Source organism: Pantoea sp. DY-5 (genome assembly GCF_019795955.1).
In the GTDB taxonomy this organism is placed as follows: Bacteria; Pseudomonadota; Gammaproteobacteria; order Enterobacterales; family Enterobacteriaceae; genus Pantoea; species Pantoea leporis.
Genome location: NZ_JAIMIE010000006.1, coordinates 43,018 through 63,296 on the forward strand (window position 1 = coordinate 43,018; position 20,279 = coordinate 63,296).

The window sequence follows — 20,279 nt, forward strand, 5'->3', positions numbered from 1 at the left end:
GCGAGGGCGACTGAACGGATTATTTCATTTACAAGGCAGTTTGAAATAGAGATGGCAACTATGTCCGTTAACGCTAAAAATTCAGCAATACCTGCTGTGGCACGGCAGTTCAGATTCAATCCTCTGTACCTTTCTCTGGCCTCAATTTTGTTGGTGACACCAGCCGCCTTCAGCCTGGCTGCCGAAGAGACCCTAACCGTCAACGCCGACACGCGTGAAAGTGTGACTTCGCCGCTGCAGGGCTACGTGGCGAAAGAGAGCGCGGCAGGCACCAAAACCGCTACGCCGCTGCGCAAAACCCCGCAATCCATTTCGGTGATTACCCGCGAGCAGATGGACGATCAGGCTGCGGCCTCCGTTGCGGATGCGCTGAGCTACAGCAGCGGCGTGTTGACCAACTATCGCGGTAACTCCAACCGTAATGATGAGATCATCGCGCGCGGTTTCCGCTACGCGCCAAAATTCCTTGATGGCCTGAGCTACGGTTTATCCGGCCAGGCGGGCGCAGCGGGGCAGATCGATCCCTGGTTGCTGGAGCGCGTAGAGATGATCCACGGCCCAGCTTCTGTGCTGTACGGCCAGGTGAATCCGGGAGGTATCGTGGCCATGACCAGCAAGCGCCCGACCGCGCAGAGCATTCACAAAGTACAGCTCAGCACCGGCAACCAGCATTTGGGTGAAGCAGCGTTTGATTTTGGCGGCAAGCTGAATGATGACAACACGCTGTTTTACCGCCTGAACGGTATTGCCAGCACTAAACATGAGTTCGTTAAGGACAATAAGCAGCAGCGCATGGCGATTGCGCCAGCGATAACCTGGCTGCCTAACGCGGACACCAGCTTTACGCTGCTGACGATGTATCAGAACGAGCCGAAAGCGGGATACCGTAACTTCCTGCCGGCCAGCGGTACGCTGAAAGAGAGCAGCGCGGGCTTTATCCCTTACGATTTCAACGTCAGCGATCCGAGCTTCAACGAAGCCAAGCGCGAACAGACTTCGATCGGCTATATCTTCGAGCACAATTTAAGCGATAACGTCAGCTTCACGCAGAATCTGCGCTACAGCAACATGGACGAATCGTACAAATATCTGGTGTATACCTTTGATGCTGATAACGATCACTCGATCAACCGTCGTCCGCAGCATGACAAGATCAAGTCGAAAGAGTTGGGCCTTGATAACCAGCTGAAAGCCACCTTTGAAACCGGCAACATCGCGCACACCGTGCTCGGCGGGCTGGATTACAAGTGGAGCGACGTGGATAACAAACTGTGGCGCGACAGCGGCGATCAGTACATCCTCGACTGGGCGAATCCAACGCGCATCAGCATCAACGAGAGTGATTTGACACTCACTACCAGCACGCGCAAGAAGCTCGATCAGGTGGGTGTTTATCTGCAGGATCAGCTGGAGTGGAATCGGTGGAACCTGCTGCTCTCCGGACGTCACGACTGGAGCGAAGTACGCACGCAGGATCGCACCGACAACAGCCAAACCCAGCAGAATGACGACAAGTTCACCGGCCGCGCGGGTCTGCTGTATGCGTTTGATAACGGCATTTCACCGTACGTCAGCTACAGCACGTCGTTCGAGCCAAACCTCAACAGCGGCGCGCCGGGCACCGATCCCTTCAAACCGACCACCGGCGAACAGACCGAAGTCGGCGTGAAGTATCAGCCGGTGGGTTGGGATGCGGTGTTTACCGTGTCAGCGTTTGATATCACGCAGAAAAACATCACCGCTTATAACAGCGTGACCGGTTATAACGAGCAGATTGGTAAAGTGCGTTCGAAAGGCATTGAAACGGAAGCGCATGCGCAGATTACGCCAGAGATCAAACTGTTAGCGGCCTATACCTACACCGATGCGGTGACCAAAGAGAGCAGTATCACGCAGCGCATCGGCCATTCACCGTCGAGCATTCCGCGTCATGCGGCGTCGGCGTGGGGCAGTTATACCTTCCTTGATGGTGTGCTGAGCGGCTTTACGCTGGGCAGCGGCGTGCGTTACACCGGCACCGCGCCAGCGGACGAAATTGGCGTCGACAAAGTACCGCATTACACGCTGTATGATGCGATGGCCAAGTATGAGCTGGGCGAAGCGGCGAACTCGCTGCGCGGCACCACGCTGCAGCTCAACGTCAACAACATCGCGGATAAGCACTACGTGGCGTCATGCAGTAATGAAAGCGCCTGCTTCTACGGCAGCGGTCGCACCATCGTGGCTTCCGTCAGCTACAGCTGGTAATTCCCTCCGGCGGCCTGCGTGGCCGCCGTTTCGTTTGCATTCCGTGCGACGCGCTTTCCAGTCAGACATTTCTTGAGCGGTTTTCGGAAAATACTGTATTTGTGTGACTGTCATCACTCTGCAAGGCACGTTAAAATGAACGCTTCTCATTTAGCAGGGGTTTTTCGTCACGATGTTATCGCGCTTCACTTTAGCCACTTTGATGGCAACAATCATGCTTACCGGCTGCGCCCGCCTTGCCGCCGTTACTGGTACATCTCATGACAGCACTGCGACTGCGGACGCGTCCGCCGCTCAGCCTGCAACCGGCGCGCCAATTGACAATAATGATTCGCCTTCTCCGTTTGAGACCGGCCCAACGGTGATCAACGTTTCGCATCTGGTGACGCGTACCGATGACGGTTCTTCGGTCTATGTGACGGTAGATGGTCAGGATGCGGGTCTGCTGAAGAAGGGTGAAAAACGAGAAATTCGCGTCGCGCCAGGTAAACACCAGATTGGTGGTTACGTGCAGACGCTGTTTGGCTTTGGCAAAGTGACCATCGCATCCGTGGATGTCACCACCGAGCCGAACAGCCCGAAAAACGTGGTCTATTCTGTAACGCGCCAGAAGCCCGCGTTCAGCGAAACCGACGCCACGCCGCCGAATAATTCGTGATGTATGGGTGCGTATATATGCGCACCGGCACGGTTTTGTAGGGTCGCCATTGATGGCGACCTCCCCACATCAACTCCGGCTAAACACCAGCTTCAATCCCGCAACTGTGAAGCAGCAAGCCAGCAGCGCATCCAGCCCACGACGGATGCGGCGATAAAAGGCCGCCATCAGCGCAGTGGAAAACAGCACCGCGTAACCGCCAAACACCAGCACGCAAATCGCCGCGCAGCCTGCAATAATCATCGGCAAGGTTGACGCCGCCGCACCCGGTTTTAACGCCACCGACATGATCGCCACCCACGTCAAAATCGCTTTAGGATTGCCGACGTGCATCAAAATGCCCTGACGAAACATTCTGCCGAAGCGCGCTTGTTCACTGACCGGTGCGAATTCGCTGGCATCGGGCCGACGCAGCGCCGATTTCCCCGCCTTAAACGCCAGCCACAGCAGATACAGCCCGCCGCCAATTTTCAGCACAATCAGTAACTGCGCAAAGGTGGCCAGCACGGTGAGAACCCCGCACGCCGCCAGCAGCGCCCACATCATCGAACCGCCAATCACGCCGCTCGCTAATGCCAGCGCCGCGCCGCGTCCCTGCTTCATCGCCGTGCCCATAATCGCCATATTGCTCGGGCCGGGACTGGCGGTCGCGACGAAATAGGTGGTGTAGATCAGAATCAGTTCATGTGACAGCGCCATAGGTTCCTCTGCGATGGCGGAAGGGAACTCACTTTATATCGCCTGAAGATGCATTCTTCCAGAATGGTTTAACGATTCATCCTTGCTGCACCCTTACTTCCCATGCAACTCCTTCCGCAACAGCACCAACTCGCCCGCCAAATCGCGGCACAGCATCGCCGTCATCAGATGATCCTGCGCATGCACCAAAATCAGCGTGACCGGCACTTTGCCGCTGCCTTCATCGGCGCCAATTAACGCGGTCTGGATTTTATGCGCCGCTTTAGCCGCCTCGTCGGATGCGGCTAATGCCTCATCGGCACCGTGCCAGTCAGCTTTACGCGCCTGCTGGATCGCCATCATGGCTTGCGATCGCGCCTCACCGGCATTAATCAGCAACTCCATCATCGTTTGTTCAAAATCCATATCCGCCTCACTTATTGGTATGCCAAATTGGTGTTACCGATGCTACCGGAATACCAAAAAAGAGTTCCGCGAGCATGATCACAGAAATTAACGGCGAATATCGCCATTTTGGTATGCCACGAACCATCAAGCTGATGCATAACACCTAAAACCGCTGAGGGTTGACCAATGTCTCTACAGGAACGTCTTATCGATTCACTGGGTAGCTTTGCCACGCGATTCAATAGCTACCGCTACATCATGGCGATCAAAGCCTCGTTTATTACGCTGATGCCGGTGATCATCGTCGGCGCGTTTTCGGTGCTGATTTCCAACATGGTGCTGGACCCGAAAAATGGCCTTGCCAGTTTCTCTGCGCTGTCGTTTCTCGCCGATCTGAAACCGATCACCAGCAGCATTAACTACGCCACGCTGAGTTTTCTGAATATCGGCGCGGTGTTTCTGATTGGTATCGAACTGGGTCGCATTAACGGCATTAAAACGCTGTTTCCCGGCCTGTTGGCGATCATTTGCTTCATCTCGGTGACGCCCACCACGCTGCAAATGCTGGTGGATGGCCAGATGCATGTGGTGACCGATGTGCTGGCGAAACAATTCTCCGATACAAAAAGTCTGTTCCTCGGCATGTTTATCGCCATTCTGTCGGTGGAGATTTACTGCCGACTGGAGCAGGTCGAGCGGCTGAAAATCAAAATGCCGGATACCGTGCCGCCGAACGTTGCCGCGTCATTTTCCGCGCTGATTCCGTCGATCATTACCGTCACGCTGGTCGCCACCTTTGGCTTTATCTTCCATCAGATCACCGGCATGTACCTGTACGACGCGGTATACAAAGTGGTGCAGCAGCCGCTGGAATCGGTAGTGCAGAGCTTGTGGGGCATTCTGCTGCTGATGTTTGTTGCCCAGCTGTTTTGGGTGATTGGTATTCACGGTAACCAGATGGTGAAACCGATTCGTGAGCCGCTGCTGCTGGGGGCGATTCTGGTCAACATGAACGCCTTCGAGCAGGGTAAGGAAGCGCCAAACATCATCACTATGCCGTTCTGGGATGTGTACATGAGCATCGGCGGGTCCGGCTTAACTATCGGGCTGTTAACCGCAGTGATGATTGCCACCAAACGCAAAGAGATGCGTGAAATCGCCAAACTGTCGTTTGGACCTGGCTTATTCAACATCAACGAGCCGGTGATTTTTGGTATGCCGATCATGCTCAACCCCATTCTCGCCATTCCCTTCATCATCACGCCGCTGGTAACCGGTTCGATTGGCTATTTCGCCACGGTGATGGGCTTTGCCGGTAAGGCGGTGGTGATGGTTCCGTGGACTACGCCGCCGATCATCAATGCGTGGCTTTCTACCGCCGGTTCGATGGGCGCGGTGGTGACGCAAATCATCTGCATTGTAGTTTCGGTGTTGATTTATCTGCCTTTTGTCAAAGTGGCTGCGCGTCGCGCTGAAGCGGCGGAAGCGAAAAATCTGCAGGCCGAACTGACACAAAATTAAGGAGAATCTATGAGTAAGCACACCATTGCGCTGCCGCAGGGCTTTATCCTCGGCGCGGCGGCATCGGCCTGGCAAACCGAAGGCTGGAGCGGCAAAAAAGTCGGGCAGGATTCGTATCTGGATGCCTGGTATCAGCAGGATCGTCATGTCTGGCATAAAGGCTATGGACCGGCGGTAGCAACGGATTTTATCAACCGCTTCCGCGAAGACGTGGCGCTGATGAAAGCGGCGGGGCTGACGCACTATCGCACCTCGATCAACTGGTCGCGTTTTCTCACCGACTATGAAAACGCGGTGGTTGACGAGGAGTACGCGGCCTACTACGACCAGCTGATTGATGAGATGCAGCGACAGGGCATTGAACTGATGCTGTGCCTCGAACATTACGAACTGCCGCTGCAGTTGCTGGAGGAGTATGGCGGCTGGCAATCAAAACATGTGGTTGAGCTTTTTACCCGCTATGCCGAGAAGGTGTTTGCCCGCTACGCCGGAAAAGTGACGCGCTGGTTTGTTTTCAATGAGCCGATTGTGGTGCAGACGCGCGTCTATCTTGATGCGCTGCGCTGGCCGTATGAACAGAACACCCATAAGTGGATGCAGTGGAATCACCATAAAAATCTCGCCACGGCGAAGGTGGTCAAGCTGTTCCGCCAGCAGAGTTACGCCGGTACGGTGGGCACCATTCTCAATCCGGAAGTGACCTATCCGCGCTCTTCGGCGGCGCACGATGTTAAAGCCGCAAAAATCTACGATCTGTTTTACAACCGGGTGTTTCTCGATCCGGCGATCAAAGGCGTCTATCCAGCGGAACTGCTGCAGCTGCTGGATAAACATGAGGTGCAGTGGGACGTGACCGAGGAAGAGCTGGCGATCATCGCCGCCAACACCGTCGATGAAGTGGGGCTGAATCTTTACTATCCGCATCGCGTCAAAGCGCCATCACGCGCCTGGCACCCGGAGACGCCATTCCATCCGGCTTTTTACTACGAACATTTCGAGCTGCCGGGCCGCCGCATGAACAGTTCGCGCGGTTGGGAGATTCAGCCGCGCATTGTTTTCGACATGGCGCAGCGTATGAAAGAGGAATACGGCAATCTGCCGTGGTTTGTGGCTGAGAGCGGCATGGGCATTGAGAACGAAGCGCAGTTTAAGGATGCGCAGGGCGAAATTCAGGACGACTACCGCATCAACTTTATTGCTGAACATCTTTACCAGGCGGTGCGCGCGCGTGAAGCGGGCAGCAACTGTCAGGGTTATATGCTGTGGGCGTTTACCGACAACGTTTCACCAATGAACGCCTTCAAAAACCGCTACGGACTGATCGAGATCGACCTCGAAAACCAGCGGCAACGGCGGATGAAGAAATCCGCGCACTGGTTCCGTCAGTTGCGCGATACCCAGCAATTGACCCTCAACATTGACGATGAAGCCAAATAAGGACCACCTATGAAACGCATTATTCTGGCCTGCGCGGCAGGCATGTCGACTTCGATGTTAGTCACCCGCATTGAGAAAGAGGCGGTCGCGCGAGGCCTTGAGTACCAGATCTACGCCATCCCGGAACAGAACCTGCGTGAAGAGTTACAAAACTACGGTCAGGACGTGGTGGTGGTGCTGCTGGGACCGCAGGTGCGCTTTAAGCTGGAGGAGAATAAAAAGCTGACCGACAGCTATCAGCTGCCGATTGCGGTGATCGATACCGTGGCATACGGCACGTTGAATGGTGCAAAGGTACTCGATCAGGCACTGGCTTTGGTACACTAGCGCCCAGATAGCAGTCAGGCTCCGGCTCGCACAGGACGCGGCCGGGCCGAATGCACCATGATGCAAAAGGGTGAGAGCGTGGAAAAAGCCGAAGCGCCACAAGAGAAAAAGCAGTATCAGGAAATTGGTCAGCATCTGCGTCAGCAAATCCTTGATGGTCATTATCCGGTTGGATCACGACTGCCGCCAGAGCGGCAGTTGGCCGAAACCTGGGGCGTGAGCCGCACCATTGTGCGTGAAGCGTTGCTGATGCTGGAGCTGGAAGGCACGGTGGATATTCGTCAAAGTTCCGGCGTTTACGTGATGCGTATTCCTTCGGAAAGTGAGGATGCGGAAGAGGCCTTTTTCCGCAGCGATGTCGGCCCGTTCGAGATGTTGCAGGCGCGTCAGCTGCTGGAGAGCAACATCGCGGCCTTCGCCGCCAAAATGGCTACCAAAGCCGATATCGAAAACCTACGCCGCACGCTGGAGCAGGAGCAGCGCGCCATCGCGCTCAACGACAGCAGCCAGGATAACGACAAGTTATTTCATTTGTTGCTGGCAGGCGCGACGCAAAATCAGATGTTGCTCGATACGGTGACCAGCGTCTGGCGTCATCACGAAGCCAGCCCGCTCTGGCAGCAGCTGCGACCGCAGTATGAAACCCGCGCCTATCGCCTAAAGTGGCTGGGCGATCATCAAACGATTCTGGCCGCGCTGCGCCGCCGTGATGTGATGGGATCCTGGCAGGCGATGTGGCAGCACCTGGAAAACGTCAAGAACACGCTGCTGGAGTTATCTGATGCCGATGCGCCAGACTTTGATGGCTATCTGTTCGAATCGGTGCCGATTTTCCAGGGTAAGTTGATGTGATGAGGTCGCCATTCATGGCGACCATCCCAACCCCGACAACCATTAATTCGACGGCTGCCAGGTTCCTACATCCGCGGCATTGATTGGTTTCGGTAGCAGTTTGGCGTTATAGAACGCGTCGGCGATTTTCTGCTGTTCGACGAGGTCGGTTTTCTTCACCGGTTCGATAGCGTAGCTGCGCTGCTTGTTCGCCTGCTCGATGGTGGCTAACGGCAAATTACCCCATAGCGGTGACAAAATCCTGGCGGCTTCAGTGGGATGGGCTTTTAACCATGCCGACTCCTGCGATAGCGCACGATAAACAACATTCAGTACCTCACCATGTTTTTGCGCATACGGCGTTGAAACCAGGTAATAACGCTGATAACTCGCCAGGCCGTTGCCGCTGACCAACACGCGCGAATGCTGCTCGACTTTAGAGCTGGTCACAAAGGGTTCCCAGGTTACCCATGCATCCACGCTGCCATGTTCCAATGCAGCGCGTCCATCTGCGGGCGTTAGCCAGGCGGGGGTAATATCACTGAATTTCAGCCCGGCTTTTTGCAGTGCCGCAATCAACAAATAGTGGCTGCCAGCGGCTTTGGTTACCGCGATCTTCTTTCCTTTCAAATCCTGCAGGGTCTTGATGGTCGAGTTGGCGGGCACCAGAATGGCCTGAGCATCAGGCGAGGGCGTTTCACGCGCGTAGTAAGTCAAATCAGCGCCAGCGGCCTGGGCAAATACCGGCACGGTATCCGCCACATCAGCAGACAAATCAACGTTGTTTAAATTCAGCGCCTCCAGCAGCGGCAGGCCGCTGGTGAATTCGTGCCAGCTCACTTTAATGCCGCGATCGGCCAGCGACTTATCCAGTTCGCCGCGCTGTTTGATCAACGTTAATAAGGTGGAGGATTTCTGATAGCCAATCCGCAGCGTCTCCTCCGCGTGAACCGAAAAAGAGAGTGCCGCAGAGAGAATCAGTGAACCGATCATTCGGGAAGAGAGCGTGTGCATGGGAAATCCATTGAAGTTTATGATGTTAAAAATCATAAAGCCCGGGTCCCGCTAAACCAAAAGGCATGTTTGCATAAGCTTTGCGCAATTCCGCATTACAGCTTCGCGGTTAACGCACGCAGCGGCGTGCGGAGCACCTCGTGCAGTGCGCGGATCGCTGGGGAAAACTGTTTGCGATGCGGGCAGATAAGGTGCAGCGGCGTGCTTTCGCCCGGCATCTCCGGCAGTACGCGCTCCAGCCTGCCGGCCAGCACATCGTCACACACATCAATCCACGATTTATAGGCGATGCCCATGCCGGCGATGGCCCAGCGGCGCGCCACTTCGGCATCATCACACAGCATGCGGCTTTTCACCGTGATCTGGCGGCGCATGCCATCCTGCGGAAAGGTCCATTTGTCGTAAACGTGGCCGCCCATAATAAACAGCAGTCCATGATGCTGCTGGGCGATCTCCTCCAGCTGTTGCGGGCGACCGTGACGATCAAGGTAATCCGGCGATGCCACCATCACGCGGCGATTGTCCTCCGCCAGCGGCAGCGCCACGTAGCTACTGTCTTCCAGCTTGCCGTAGCGGATGGCGATATCCACCGGATCGCGGAACACATCGCTGATCTGGTCGGAAAACGAGAGCCGCACCGCCAGCGCCGGATGCGCGCGGCAAAAGTCGGTGATCAGCGGCAGCAGAATGTTGCGGCCAATATCCGACGGCAGCGCGATTTTTAGTTCGCCGCTCAGCGCATCTTCATCGCTCTGCAAGCTGTCGGCACCGGCGTGCATCAGCGCCAGCATCTCCTGCGCATAGGGCAGATACTTCTCCCCTTCGGCGGTCAAGCGCAGGCTGCGGGTGGAACGGGCGAACAAGCGGCGATCCAGTTCCCGCTCCAGTCGCTGAATCGCCGCGCTGACCTGTCCGGGCAGCAAATTCACCTCGCGCGCCGCGCGTGAAAAGCTGCCGAGTGCGGCGGAACGCACAAACAGGGTGACATCTTCCAGTCGGATCATCTTCTTATTCATCGTGGTAGTCGGCAGGGATTTTCACTCTAAGAGTGAAAGTGTTCACCTGCAACTGGCATTTTTCATTGCGCTGCGGCCCGCTATGCTGAATTCACTTCATGAAATCTGCTGATGAATAAGGATCTGCCTGATGAAAGCCATTGTTTATAGCCAAAACGGTTTACCGATTTCCGATGAAAATGCGCTTTATGAGTTGGAGGTTGAGAAGCCAACGCCGGGCGCGCGCGACCTGCTGGTAAAAATTCACGCCATCGCGGTGAATCCGGTGGATACCAAAGTGCGCGCCGGTGCGCCAACCGATAAGCCGCGCATTCTGGGTTGGGATGCGGTCGGCGTGGTGGAAGCGGTGGGCGCAGACGTCACGCTGTTCCAGCCGGGCGACGAGGTGTTTTACGCCGGTGATATCACGCGCGCCGGCAGCTATGCCGAATATGGGCTGGTGGATGAACGTATCGCCGGGCACAAACCGCGTTCGCTGAACGACGCCGATGCCGCCGCGCTGCCGCTGACTTCGCTGACCGCGTGGGAACTGCTGTTTGATCGCCTTGAAGTACGAGCCGATGACAACGCCGCGCTGCTGATTATTGGCGCAGGCGGCGGCGTCGGTTCCATGCTGACGCAGCTCGCCAGTAAGCTAACCAAGCTGACGGTGATTGGCACCGCATCGCGCCCGGAAACGGCGGAATGGGTGCGTTCGCTGGGCGCGCATCATGTGATTGATCATTCTCAACCGTTGGGCGAACAGCTGGCGGCAATTGGGCATAAAGAGGTGCGTTATGTCGCGTCGCTGACGCACACCGACAGCTATTACGATCAGCTGATTGATGCGCTCGCGCCGCAGGGCAAGCTGGCGTTGATCGACGATCCCGAGACGCTGGATGCGGTGCCGCTGAAGCGCAAAGCGATTTCACTGCATTGGGAATTGATGTTCACCCGTTCGCTGTTCCATACCGCCGATATGCAGCGCCAGCATGAGATCCTGCAGCGCGTAAGCCAGCTGATTGATGAGCAAACGCTGCAAACCACCGCCGGCGAACATCACGGCGTCATCAATGCTGCCAATTTGCGCAAGGCGCATGCGCTGATCGAGAGCGGTCGCGCCCGCGGTAAGATCGTGTTGAGCGGATTTTGAGTTTGTGGTCGCCATGAATGGCGACCCTACAAAACAGCACCGAACATCCGTAGGGTCGCCATTTATGGCGACCGTAAAACATTCTCTATTTGAACAATATAAGGAATAGACCATGACACTCAATGATGCAGTCGCTCGTCGTCACACCGTCAAAGCGTTTGAGGGCGGTAAAAGCCTGCCGCAGGATGAAATCGAAACCCTGCTGAACGTGCTGCGCAACAGCCCGTCCTCGGTGAACTCCCAGCCGTGGCATTTTGTGGTGGCGTCAACCGCTGCCGGTCGCGAGCAGATGGCAAAATCCACCGAAGGCGCGTTCGTCTACAACAACCCGAAAGTGCTGAACGCGTCGCACGTTATCGCGCTGTGTATGCGTACCGATCTCGATGAAGCACACTTACAGAACGTGCTGGCGCAGGAAGAGGAAGATGGCCGTTTCGCCAAACCAGAAGGCAAAGCGGGGCAGGATAAGAGCCGCCGCAGCTACGTGGATATGCATCGTTACGAGCAGCGCGATGTGCCGCAGTGGATGGAAAAACAGGTTTACCTGGCGCTGGGTGGATTGCTGCTAGGCGCGGCGATGTTAGGCATTGACGCCACGCCAATGGAAGGTTTTGACCCGCGCGCGCTGGATCAGGCGCTGGGCCTGCGTGAGAAGGGCTTCACCAGCGTGGTGCTGGTGTCGCTGGGTTATCGCAGCGACGCGGATTTCAACGCCGCGCTGCCGAAATCACGGTTGCCGCGTGACGAGATTTTTACATTTATCTAAAGTTTGCGGTCGCCATGAATGGCGACCCTACCGCAGGTTTGCAATATAGGGGGCCGACCCGAGAACGTGATTTCGTAGGGTGCGCATTTATGCGCACAGTTTCAATGGCCGCATCTAACCGACGGAAATCGCAACGTAAAACGATTAACGCCATCTTCGCTGTGCACCTCACAACTTCCCTGATGCAGCCGCATAATGCTGCGAACAATCGACAATCCCAAACCGCTGCTGCCCTGATGACGTGACGCATCGGCGCGCCAGAAGCGATCAAAGATGCGCGCCTGCTGTTCAGCACTCAGCGCCGGACCCTGATTCTCCACCATCAAAGCGCTGCCCCGATTGAAAATGCGCACGGTGGAATCTCGATCGCCGTAGCGCAAGGCGTTCGCCATCAGATTCGCCAGCGCTCGTTGCAGCAGTTGCGAATCGGCGCGCAGTTCGCCGTGCAGCGCCATCTCCAGCCGCATCGACTGCTCTTCCGCCATGCCGTCAAAGTAGTCCTGCAACTTCTCGCCGAGCAGCGCCAGATCGATGTTCTGCCAATCCATTGCCTGGCTGGCATCTTCCGCTTTGGCAAGAAACAGCATGTTGTCGATCATCTTCGCCAGCCGTTCCAGCTCCTCGTAATTGGAACCGAGCAGCGCCTGATAATCGCCGACGCTGCGCGTCTGGCTCAGCGCCACTTCGGTTTGGCCGATCAGCGTGCTAATCGGCGTACGTAGATCGTGCGCCATATCGGCAGAAACCTGGCTCAACTGCTGATAACCCAGCTCAAGGCGACTCAACATCTGATTAAACGCCGCCACCAGCGGCTGCAATTCCGCCGCTGCCTGTTGTGGCATGCGCTGCGACAAATGACGTGCGTCAATCGCATCCGCCTGCGCCGCCAAACGACGCAGCGGGGTTAAAGCGCGCCGCACTAGCCAGATGCTGATCGCCGCCACCAGCAACGCCGCCAGCGCGGTGGCGAGAATAATTTGATTGCGATAACTGTTAAGCGTTTGCGTGCGGTCGCTCATCAGGCGGCCGGTGATGATCTCAATCTGGCCGTTGCCATCGCGCGTTGGTGCCAGCGCGGCCGCCGAGATAAACGGCGTGCCGTCGGCGGCGGCGAGATGATGCACCGACGACAGCGCCAGCGGCTGATCGGCGGCAACCGGCGTAATCGCGGGAACCGGACGTTGGCCGGGATTGACCACAATCAGCGGCGGCTGGCCGGGAAAACGCAGCACCAATAACGATTCGGTATTGCCGAGCATATTGGCAAACAGACGCGGTTTTTGCTGGATCAGCTTAAGCGCATCTTCATCGCGCAACAGCGTGCGAATCTGATCGATGCGCGTCAGCAGCGCCGCGTCGTCGCGCACGCCAATCTGCGTTGCCAGCGAGTGATAAAGCGCGATGCCGCTGAGTGAGAAGATGACGATCACCGTGGCGCTCAGCAGCAGCGACAGGCGCGCGGCGAGAGAGCGGGTTTTCATGATTCAGCTTCGCAGCGATATCCCACGCCGTGCACGGTGTGAATCAGCGGCTGGGCAAACGGGCCATCAATTTTCTGCCGCAGGCGTTTCACCGCCACATCCACCACGTTGGTGTCGCTGTCAAAATTCATGTCCCACACGCGCGAGGCAATCACGGTGCGCGTCAGCACTTCGCCGGGATGCAGCAGGAACAAGTGCAGCAGGTTGAACTCTTTGTTGGTGAGATCAATGCGCTGACCGCCGCGCTCAACGCGACGTTTCAGGATATCCAGTTGTAGATCGGCCAGCTGGAGAATATCCGGTAACTTCTGCTGACCGCCGCGCCGCAGTTGGGTGCGCACGCGGGCCAGCAGTTCAGCGAACGAAAAGGGCTTAACCAGATAATCATCAGCGCCCAATTCCAGCCCTTTGATGCGATCCTCCAGCGTGCCTTTAGCGGTGAGGAAAATCACCGGCGTGTGGATCTGCTTATCCAGCGCCGCCATCACGTGCCAGCCGTCGATGCCGGGCATCATTACGTCGAGCAGAATCAAATCGTAATGATGCTCCTGCGCGTAGAACAAGCCATCCTGTCCGTTTTCCGCCACATCAACGATAAATCCCGCTTCGGTCAATCCTTTGCGCATGTAATCGCGCGCTTTGGCTTCATCTTCAATCACCAAGATTTTCATGCGCTTCTCCGCGGGAGGGGTTTCAGGGCTGGGCGTGTAACGCGGCTTGCTCGATCAACTTCGCGACGTCGTCAGGATGCGATTGATACACCGAATGGCTGGCGCCGGCAATCTCCACCGTGTGGCTGTGCGCGCGTTTGGCGTACATGCGCTCCAGATCGGGACTGATGATTTTGTCAGCTTTCGCCACCATGTACCAGCTAGGCTTGGTCTTCCACGCCGGGTCAGGAATGTTGGCGGTGAACACCGCGAAGTTGGTGGGCATCTGCGCGTGCGCTTCAAAATCAGCCTGCGCCGCGGGTAAATCGGCAGCGAAATCGCTGTGGTAATTTTCCGGCGCGATGGTCAGATAACCGTCGCTGGATTTAGCAAACGGATGCGCGCTATTAGGGAATTTTTTGCCGTTGCTGGCTTCGGTTTCACCGTTATCCAGCGCATGCGCCGCGATGTAAACCAGCCCAGCGACTTTAGTGTCGTTACCGGCTTCACTGATGATCGCGCCGCCGTAGCTGTGACCAACCAGAATCACCGGCCCATTTTGCTGATCGATAATGCGGCGCGTCGCCGTCACATCTTCCGGGAAGCCGGTCAGCGGTTCTTGTACCAGCGTCACGTTGTAGCCGTCATGCGTCAAACGGTCATACACCGGACGCCAGCCCGCACCGCCGACGAACGCGCCGTGCACCAGCACAATATTCTTAACCGGCTGCGCCTGAACCTGCGCTGCGCCGCCGGCGATAGCCAGCAGCATGCCCGCTGCAAGGGTAAGTTTGTTCAATTTCATCGTAATGCTCCAGATGGCAAGGTAGGCCATCAGGATAAGCAATCGGCTCTGACATCAGCGTGAGCGAGTTATGACAAAAGAATGACATGCAACTGGAGAGCATTAAGTAAAACTTAATGGGGCATAAATAAAAGCTAACCTACTAACAATTATAAGTATTTACTCTACATTAAATCCGTAATTTCTGTAGTGAGATCATGTCCACCATGTTATTAACTCTGTATGACGTTGTGAATTTAGCTACCTGCCGGAGATAACAATGAAGAAGAGTTTGTCCTTTGCCTTACTGCTTTCACTGAGCGCTTTCAGCCACGCTTCTTTTGCTCAGCAAACCTTGCGTTTCGGCGTCGATCCCACGTTCCCGCCGTTTGAATCCAAAGCCAGCGACGGTTCGCTGCAGGGCTTTGATATCGATCTCGGCAACGCGATTTGCGCCCAGGCCAAAGTGAAGTGCCAATGGGTGCAGATCGGTTTTGATGGCAGCATTCCGGCGCTGCAGGCGAGAAAATTTGATGCGATTCTTTCGGCGATGTCGATGACGGAGAAACGCCGCGAGCAAGTGGCCTTCAGCGACATGCTTTATGTCACACCGAGCGCGCTGCTCACACCGGCAAAAAGCCCGCTGTCCGGCGACATTGCTGCGCTGCGCGGCAAAAGAATCGGCGTCGCGCAGGGCACCATTCAGGAAACTTTCGCCAAAGCGCAATGGGCAACCAAAGGCGTGAGTGTGGTTTCTTACCCCAATCAGATGGAGATCTACCCTGACTTGGTGGCGGGACGGCTCGACGCCAGCCTGGCGAATGCAGTCTCGGCAGAACAAGGTTTTCTTAACACGCCAGCCGGCAAAGACTATGTCATCAGCGCCACGCTGGTGGATAAAGAGGTGTTGGGCAATGGGGTGGGCATTGGATTGCGTAAAGACGATGCGGCCAATCTGAAGTTGATCAACACCGCGCTGGCCGAACTGCACAGCAACGGCACTTACGATCAACTGGCGAAGAAGTACTTCAAATTTAAGGTCTATCCGTAAAATTCATATGCACGCAAGGCCGCCATTGATGACGACCTTGCCCACCAACCGCACCCACACTCACTCAAAAATCATGACGAACTTACCGCACTACCCAACTCAACGCGCCCGCTTTCTCGCCGCCGTCAAACGGCAAAACGGCGCATTAACGTCCTACGCGCATCCGTTACCCGGTCCGCAGGGCGAGGAACTTTTCACTGACGTAGCGGTAATCGGCGATGTCAACGCATCACGGCTGATGCTGGTGATCTCCGGCACGCACGGCGTAGAAGGCTATTACGGTTCCGATTGCCAGATCGCCTGGCTGGAAACCTTCAACCTCACGGCGCTGCCGGCGGATACTGCTATCGTGATGCTGCATCTGCTCAATCCGTGGGGCGCGGCGCATTTACGCCGCGTCAATGAAGACAACATCGACCTCAATCGCAACTTTATCGATTTTTCACAGCCCACACCCGCCAATCCCGATTACGCTGCGTGGCATGGCATTTACCACGGGGAACGTGCCCGCGCCGATAAGCTGTTAGCTGACGCGCTCAACAGCGCCGGTTGGCCGGCGATAAAACGCGTGGTGGAAGCGGGGCAATATGGCGCGGCGGACGGTATCTTCTTCGGCGGCCAACAGCCAGGCTGGTCGTACCGCACGCTGCAAACCATCATCGCCGATCACTTGTCGCAGGCCAAAACCATCATCAGCTTCGATCTGCACACCGGCGCGGGCGCGTGGGGACATCCGATGCTGCTGTCGATTGCCGAGCAGCGTTTTGCCGCACATGACTGGGGCAAGGAGATTTATGGAGAATGGTTAACGCTGCTGTTCACCGGCGCAGGGCGCGACAGCGAAACCGGCGTGACCGCGACGGCTACCGGCTATGTGTCGCAATTTCTGCTGACGTCGCTACCGAAGACGCAGATTTTGCCGCTGGTGGTGGAGTGCGGCACCTATCCTGGCGAGGAGATGCATCGCCGCGTGCGCGACGATCACTGGCTGCATCTGCAAGGCGATCCAGCCAGTGAAAGCGGGCGGGCGATTAAGCAGGAGCTGGTGGAAGGATTCTGGCCCGCCGACGCTGACTGGCGCGCGCTGGTGGCTTTTCGCACCCAGCAGATTTTTGTGCGTGGCTGGCGGGCGTTAATCGATTTATAAGCGTCCGTAAAACGTCATGCGGGCGGTTTCCGACAGGGCAATGCCTGGCTCGGTGTTATACGCCAGCACCGCCAGCATGCGGGTGATATCGCCTTGGGTTGGCGTAACGCGATGCAGCGAATTGCGCCCACGGAACAGCACCAAATCTCCGGCATCAATCGCCAGCGCTTCTACCGGTTGGCGCTGATCCAGCACCGCCGCTACACCGTCGAAATTCATCTCACCGGCATCGGCATCGCGCAGATCTTTCACATACTGGAACACGGCGCCGGCGCGCGGTTTCTGCACCAGCAGCGTGATGGCGAACGACGAGTTATCAAAATGCCAGCCCAGTTCCTGGCCGTCGGGCGCGTAGTGCAGATTGATCGACGAAAGCGGATCGGCATACGGATAGAGCGCCTCTTCACCCAGCACATCGCACAGGAAGCTTTTGAACAGTTCATCGTTGTAGAGCTGGCGCAGCGGCGAATCGGCGGCAATCACATCATCGGTGATGCAGCCTTTGGTGCTAATGACATCGCGATTACGCGGATGATCGGCGCTGAAGGCCTCATCTTTTTTCATCAGATAAACGTTGTGTTTGCTGGCGGTGTGATACGCCAGATGGCGCTGCGCATCGCCTTCGGCAATGATGGCCTGCAGCGCAGCGGGCTGCAGGAACTGACGCAAAACTAAAGCGCCGTGCTGATTAAGTTGCTCACGGCAGGTGCGACGCCAGTCGGCATCGGCCAGCGGATGCAGATCGAAACGAATCAAGGCAGACATAGTTTTACTTCTCATGTGTTACAGGTGTGTAAAGACTGTAACTCGCTGATATGTTAATACGTAACGATAAAAATTTAACACCTTGCTAAGGAAACCTTAATGCCCGCGCCATCACCGCGTTTGCCCAAAATCAGCGTCATTCAATCCTTCAAAGTGGCGGCGGAACTGGGCAGCCTGGCGAAAGCGGCTGCGCAGCTGGCGTTAACGCCAGCCGCCGTGAGCCAGCAAATTCGCCAGCTGGAAGAGCAGTTGGGCAGCACGCTGTTTGTGCGCACGCAAAGCGGCGTGATGCTGACGGAGATGGGCAAAGAGTATCTGCGTTATGTCACTGAGGCGTTCGACATTCTACACCTCGGCCAGCAAAACCTGCGCCATGCGGCGTCGGTGCCGCGATTAACGCTCTATTCGCTGCCGGCGCTGGCGTCAAAATGGCTGCTGCCGAATATTGCGCAGTGGCGTGAGCAGTGTCCAGAAATCGATTTATCGCTACACGGCACCCATACGCAGGTGGATTTCAACGCCACGCCGGCCGATTTTGTCATCTGCTTCGGCGAAGATCGCTATCCTCAGTTGGATAAGCAGTTGCTGTTTCTCGACGAGGTGCTGCCGGTGGCGAGCCCGGCACTGCTACTACGTTTTGCCGGTATGGATGTGTTGCAGCGTGCGCCGCTTATCCACCTCGACTGGGGTAACGAAGGGCGCTTCTTACCTGACTGGCTTAGTTGGTTTCAAGCCAAAGGCATTGACGATCCCCCGCCGCAGCCGTCGTTCAGCTTCAATCTCACCTCGCTGGCGATTGATGCTGCCGTGGCAGGCGCGGGTTTGCTGCTCGGCCAGCGCCGTTTGATTGCCAACGAACTGGCGCGCGGCGATTTGGTTGTGGTCGATCCGCTTAGCTTGCCGCTTAGCAAACCCTATTTCCTCGCCTGGCCGCAGCGCTCGCTCAGCCAGCCGGGCAGCGCTGCGCTAATCCACTGGCTCTCGCAGCTGGCGGGTTAACGCACCCACTCGTAGGGTCGCCATTTATGGCGACCTGGAATAGAAAGGGAGTTCACCCATGCCCTTAGATCTCAACTTCTGGCTCACCGCGCTGGTAGTCGGCATCACCATTTTACTGTGGGCCAGCGCGCGTTTGCCGGAATACGTCACCGCGCTGCTGTTTTTCACGGCGGCGATGTTGCTCCAGCTGGCTCCTGCCAGCAGCGTATTCAGCGGTTTTGCCTCGTCGGCGTTTTGGCTGGTGCTCAGCGGGTTTGTGCTGGGCGCGGCGATCCGCAAAGTTGGTTTGGCGCAGCGCTGGGCGAACTGGCTGGTGGTGCCGCTTAGCCAAAGCTGGCCGCGTATGATTGCGGGAACCGTGCTGCTGACTTATCTGCTGGCGTTTGTTATGCCCTCAAATATGGGACGCATCGCGCTGCTGATGCCGGTGGTGCTGGCGATGGGCGAACGTGCGGGAATCAAAGCGGGCAGTCGAGGCAGTATTGGCCTGGCGCTGGCGGTGGGATTTGGCACCTTCCAGCTCTCCGCCAGTATTTTGCCCGCCAATGTGCCGAATCTGGTGCTGAGCGGCGCGGCGGAGAGCGCGTATCAATTACATCTGCAATGGTTGCCGTGGTGGTTGCTACATATGCCGGTGGTGGGCATCGCTAAGGGCTTGTTGTTGATAGGTTGCCTGCTGTATCTGTTTCGTGCGCAGCCCAAAGCGGTCCACCAGCGCGACAGCTTAGCCGCGCTTAGCCGCAGCGAGTGGCGCTTAATTGGCCTGCTGGCGATCACCTTGCTGCTGTGGATGACCGACAGCGTACACGGCTTACCGGCTGCGTGGGTGGGATTGGCGGCAGCCTGTATCTGTTTATTGCCGCGCGTAGGTTTTATCTCCAGCGAGGACTTTGCCAGCGGGGTAAATTTCCGCACCTGCATTTACATTGCCGGGATTCTTGGCGTCGCCACACTGGTAGTGGATTCAGGCCTGGGACGGATGATCGCCAATGCGTTGCTTAACGTGTTGCCGCTGCACGAACACCCATCTTTCAGCAATTTCGCGGTGCTCAATGCGCTGGTGTCGCTACTGAATTTTGTGCTCACCGCCAACGGCGTACCGGCGATGGTAACGCCGATGGCGCAAGAACTGGCGAACGCATCTGGCTTTCCGCTGCTCACCGTGATCATGTTGCAGGTATTTGCCTACGCTACGCCGCTGCTGCCGTATCAGGCATCGCCGGTGGTGGTGGCGATGGGACTCGGCAACGTTCCGGCCAAGGCCGGTTTACAGTTGTGCGCACTGATTTTTCTGCTTAGCGCGGTGTTGCTGTTACCGCTGGATTATCTGTGGTTTCGGCTGCTAGGCTATGCCTGATGTCTTTGCC

Annotated in this window: 20 protein-coding genes; 12 read left to right on the forward strand and 8 right to left on the reverse strand. The window is 56.7% G+C overall.

The window, feature by feature from the left end:
- Positions 1–60 precede the first annotated feature (60 nt).
- Positions 61–2,247: a TonB-dependent siderophore receptor gene (locus tag K5Y30_RS18725; protein WP_222212809.1), complete on the forward strand. Its 2,187-nt coding sequence runs from the start codon at positions 61–63 to the stop codon at positions 2,245–2,247.
- 172 nt (positions 2,248–2,419) lie between these two features.
- Complete coding sequence (locus tag K5Y30_RS18730) at positions 2,420–2,905, forward strand: hypothetical protein (RefSeq protein WP_222212810.1); 486 nt, start codon at positions 2,420–2,422, stop codon at positions 2,903–2,905.
- A gap of 69 nt (positions 2,906–2,974) precedes the next feature.
- Here K5Y30_RS18730 and K5Y30_RS18735 read toward each other — a convergent pair whose 3' ends face one another.
- Together K5Y30_RS18735 and K5Y30_RS18740 are read right to left on the reverse strand one after the other, a co-directional pair.
- Positions 2,975–3,604: a LysE family translocator gene (locus K5Y30_RS18735; RefSeq protein ID WP_222212811.1), complete on the reverse strand. Its 630-nt coding sequence runs from the start codon at positions 3,602–3,604 to the stop codon at positions 2,975–2,977.
- Positions 3,605–3,697: 93 nt separating this feature from the next.
- Complete coding sequence (locus K5Y30_RS18740) at positions 3,698–4,009, reverse strand: PTS lactose/cellobiose transporter subunit IIA (protein ID WP_222212812.1); 312 nt, start codon at positions 4,007–4,009, stop codon at positions 3,698–3,700.
- Positions 4,010–4,177: 168 nt separating this feature from the next.
- Between K5Y30_RS18740 and K5Y30_RS18745 the strand changes: the two genes are divergently transcribed.
- The 4 genes from K5Y30_RS18745 to K5Y30_RS18760 all read left to right on the forward strand — a co-directional run bounded on the left by K5Y30_RS18745 (position 4,178) and on the right by K5Y30_RS18760 (position 8,128).
- Entirely contained in the window at positions 4,178–5,512 is a 1,335-nt protein-coding gene (locus tag K5Y30_RS18745; protein WP_222212813.1) for a PTS sugar transporter subunit IIC, read from the forward strand.
- Positions 5,513–5,521: 9 nt separating this feature from the next.
- The gene (locus K5Y30_RS18750) at positions 5,522–6,949 is read left to right on the forward strand and encodes a glycoside hydrolase family 1 protein (protein ID WP_222212814.1); all 1,428 of its coding nucleotides are present in this window, start codon (positions 5,522–5,524) and stop codon (positions 6,947–6,949) included.
- A 9-nt stretch (positions 6,950–6,958) separates the two neighbouring features.
- Positions 6,959–7,276 carry a PTS sugar transporter subunit IIB gene (locus K5Y30_RS18755; RefSeq protein ID WP_008110135.1) on the forward strand — a complete coding sequence of 106 codons (318 nt, stop codon included), beginning with the start codon at positions 6,959–6,961 and terminating at the stop codon, positions 7,274–7,276.
- A gap of 78 nt (positions 7,277–7,354) precedes the next feature.
- Positions 7,355–8,128, forward strand: coding sequence for an FCD domain-containing protein (locus tag K5Y30_RS18760; RefSeq protein WP_036650080.1), 774 nt, complete (start codon positions 7,355–7,357; stop codon positions 8,126–8,128).
- Between the two features lie 42 nt (positions 8,129–8,170).
- Here K5Y30_RS18760 and K5Y30_RS18765 read toward each other — a convergent pair whose 3' ends face one another.
- Both K5Y30_RS18765 and K5Y30_RS18770 read right to left on the reverse strand, forming a co-directional pair.
- Positions 8,171–9,121, reverse strand: coding sequence for an aliphatic sulfonate ABC transporter substrate-binding protein (locus tag K5Y30_RS18765; RefSeq protein WP_222183692.1), 951 nt, complete (start codon positions 9,119–9,121; stop codon positions 8,171–8,173).
- A gap of 95 nt (positions 9,122–9,216) precedes the next feature.
- Positions 9,217–10,125 carry a LysR family transcriptional regulator gene (locus K5Y30_RS18770; RefSeq protein WP_222183691.1) on the reverse strand — a complete coding sequence of 303 codons (909 nt, stop codon included), beginning with the start codon at positions 10,123–10,125 and terminating at the stop codon, positions 9,217–9,219.
- Between the two features lie 142 nt (positions 10,126–10,267).
- Between K5Y30_RS18770 and K5Y30_RS18775 the strand changes: the two genes are divergently transcribed.
- Together K5Y30_RS18775 and nfsB are read left to right on the forward strand one after the other, a co-directional pair.
- On the forward strand, positions 10,268–11,269 hold the full coding sequence (locus tag K5Y30_RS18775; protein WP_222183690.1) for a zinc-binding alcohol dehydrogenase family protein: 1,002 nt from the start codon (positions 10,268–10,270) through the stop codon (positions 11,267–11,269).
- A gap of 112 nt (positions 11,270–11,381) precedes the next feature.
- Positions 11,382–12,035, forward strand: a complete 654-nt coding sequence (gene nfsB, locus K5Y30_RS18780; protein ID WP_222183687.1) for an oxygen-insensitive NAD(P)H nitroreductase — start codon at positions 11,382–11,384, stop codon at positions 12,033–12,035.
- Between the two features lie 101 nt (positions 12,036–12,136).
- Here the strand turns inward: nfsB and K5Y30_RS18785 are convergent, their stop codons facing one another.
- From K5Y30_RS18785 to K5Y30_RS18795, 3 genes are read right to left on the reverse strand one after another with little or no spacing between them, the layout of a single operon-like run.
- Entirely contained in the window at positions 12,137–13,516 is a 1,380-nt protein-coding gene (locus K5Y30_RS18785) for a heavy metal sensor histidine kinase (RefSeq protein WP_222183684.1), read from the reverse strand.
- Complete coding sequence (locus tag K5Y30_RS18790; RefSeq protein WP_222183678.1) at positions 13,513–14,187, reverse strand: heavy metal response regulator transcription factor; 675 nt, start codon at positions 14,185–14,187, stop codon at positions 13,513–13,515. Before K5Y30_RS18790 ends, K5Y30_RS18785 begins: the two co-directional genes overlap by 4 nt.
- Before the next feature lie 22 nt (positions 14,188–14,209).
- The gene (locus tag K5Y30_RS18795; RefSeq protein WP_222183672.1) at positions 14,210–14,971 is read right to left on the reverse strand and encodes an alpha/beta hydrolase; all 762 of its coding nucleotides are present in this window, start codon (positions 14,969–14,971) and stop codon (positions 14,210–14,212) included.
- Positions 14,972–15,230: 259 nt separating this feature from the next.
- Between K5Y30_RS18795 and K5Y30_RS18800 the strand changes: the two genes are divergently transcribed.
- Positions 15,231–16,001, forward strand: a complete 771-nt coding sequence (locus K5Y30_RS18800; protein WP_222183621.1) for a transporter substrate-binding domain-containing protein — start codon at positions 15,231–15,233, stop codon at positions 15,999–16,001.
- Positions 16,002–16,074: 73 nt separating this feature from the next.
- Positions 16,075–17,148, forward strand: a complete 1,074-nt coding sequence (locus K5Y30_RS18805; RefSeq protein ID WP_222184291.1) for a DUF2817 domain-containing protein — start codon at positions 16,075–16,077, stop codon at positions 17,146–17,148.
- On the opposite strand, the gene K5Y30_RS18810 is transcribed toward K5Y30_RS18805, so the two are convergent.
- Positions 17,143–17,913: a 2OG-Fe(II) oxygenase gene (locus K5Y30_RS18810; RefSeq protein WP_222183619.1), complete on the reverse strand. Its 771-nt coding sequence runs from the start codon at positions 17,911–17,913 to the stop codon at positions 17,143–17,145. The genes K5Y30_RS18805 and K5Y30_RS18810 overlap by 6 nt on opposite strands.
- Before the next feature lie 99 nt (positions 17,914–18,012).
- Between K5Y30_RS18810 and K5Y30_RS18815 the strand changes: the two genes are divergently transcribed.
- The gene (locus K5Y30_RS18815) at positions 18,013–18,912 is read left to right on the forward strand and encodes a LysR substrate-binding domain-containing protein (protein ID WP_222183617.1); all 900 of its coding nucleotides are present in this window, start codon (positions 18,013–18,015) and stop codon (positions 18,910–18,912) included.
- A gap of 58 nt (positions 18,913–18,970) precedes the next feature.
- Positions 18,971–20,269 carry an SLC13 family permease gene (locus tag K5Y30_RS18820; protein WP_222183615.1) on the forward strand — a complete coding sequence of 433 codons (1,299 nt, stop codon included), beginning with the start codon at positions 18,971–18,973 and terminating at the stop codon, positions 20,267–20,269.
- The last annotated feature ends 10 nt before the right edge of the window (positions 20,270–20,279 follow it).

What these genes read in the sequence shown, in the direction of transcription:
- K5Y30_RS18725 (WP_222212809.1), top strand. Translation starts at nt 61, where the DNA reads ATGTCCGTTAACGCTAAAAATTCAGCAATACCTGCTGTGGCACGGCAG.
- K5Y30_RS18790 (WP_222183678.1), bottom strand. Translation starts at nt 14,187, where the DNA reads ATGAAAATCTTGGTGATTGAAGATGAAGCCAAAGCGCGCGATTACATG.
- K5Y30_RS18815 (WP_222183617.1), top strand. Translation starts at nt 18,013, where the DNA reads ATGCCCGCGCCATCACCGCGTTTGCCCAAAATCAGCGTCATTCAATCC.
- K5Y30_RS18745 (WP_222212813.1), top strand. Translation starts at nt 4,178, where the DNA reads ATGTCTCTACAGGAACGTCTTATCGATTCACTGGGTAGCTTTGCCACG.
- K5Y30_RS18810 (WP_222183619.1), bottom strand. Translation starts at nt 17,913, where the DNA reads ATGTCTGCCTTGATTCGTTTCGATCTGCATCCGCTGGCCGATGCCGAC.
- K5Y30_RS18735 (WP_222212811.1), bottom strand. Translation starts at nt 3,604, where the DNA reads ATGGCGCTGTCACATGAACTGATTCTGATCTACACCACCTATTTCGTC.
- nfsB (WP_222183687.1), top strand. Translation starts at nt 11,382, where the DNA reads ATGACACTCAATGATGCAGTCGCTCGTCGTCACACCGTCAAAGCGTTT.
- K5Y30_RS18755 (WP_008110135.1), top strand. Translation starts at nt 6,959, where the DNA reads ATGAAACGCATTATTCTGGCCTGCGCGGCAGGCATGTCGACTTCGATG.
- K5Y30_RS18765 (WP_222183692.1), bottom strand. Translation starts at nt 9,121, where the DNA reads ATGCACACGCTCTCTTCCCGAATGATCGGTTCACTGATTCTCTCTGCG.
- K5Y30_RS18775 (WP_222183690.1), top strand. Translation starts at nt 10,268, where the DNA reads ATGAAAGCCATTGTTTATAGCCAAAACGGTTTACCGATTTCCGATGAA.
- K5Y30_RS18750 (WP_222212814.1), top strand. Translation starts at nt 5,522, where the DNA reads ATGAGTAAGCACACCATTGCGCTGCCGCAGGGCTTTATCCTCGGCGCG.
- K5Y30_RS18785 (WP_222183684.1), bottom strand. Translation starts at nt 13,516, where the DNA reads ATGAAAACCCGCTCTCTCGCCGCGCGCCTGTCGCTGCTGCTGAGCGCC.
- K5Y30_RS18730 (WP_222212810.1), top strand. Translation starts at nt 2,420, where the DNA reads ATGTTATCGCGCTTCACTTTAGCCACTTTGATGGCAACAATCATGCTT.
- K5Y30_RS18770 (WP_222183691.1), bottom strand. Translation starts at nt 10,125, where the DNA reads ATGATCCGACTGGAAGATGTCACCCTGTTTGTGCGTTCCGCCGCACTC.
- K5Y30_RS18740 (WP_222212812.1), bottom strand. Translation starts at nt 4,009, where the DNA reads ATGGATTTTGAACAAACGATGATGGAGTTGCTGATTAATGCCGGTGAG.
- K5Y30_RS18805 (WP_222184291.1), top strand. Translation starts at nt 16,075, where the DNA reads ATGACGAACTTACCGCACTACCCAACTCAACGCGCCCGCTTTCTCGCC.
- K5Y30_RS18795 (WP_222183672.1), bottom strand. Translation starts at nt 14,971, where the DNA reads ATGAAATTGAACAAACTTACCCTTGCAGCGGGCATGCTGCTGGCTATC.
- K5Y30_RS18820 (WP_222183615.1), top strand. Translation starts at nt 18,971, where the DNA reads ATGCCCTTAGATCTCAACTTCTGGCTCACCGCGCTGGTAGTCGGCATC.
- K5Y30_RS18800 (WP_222183621.1), top strand. Translation starts at nt 15,231, where the DNA reads ATGAAGAAGAGTTTGTCCTTTGCCTTACTGCTTTCACTGAGCGCTTTC.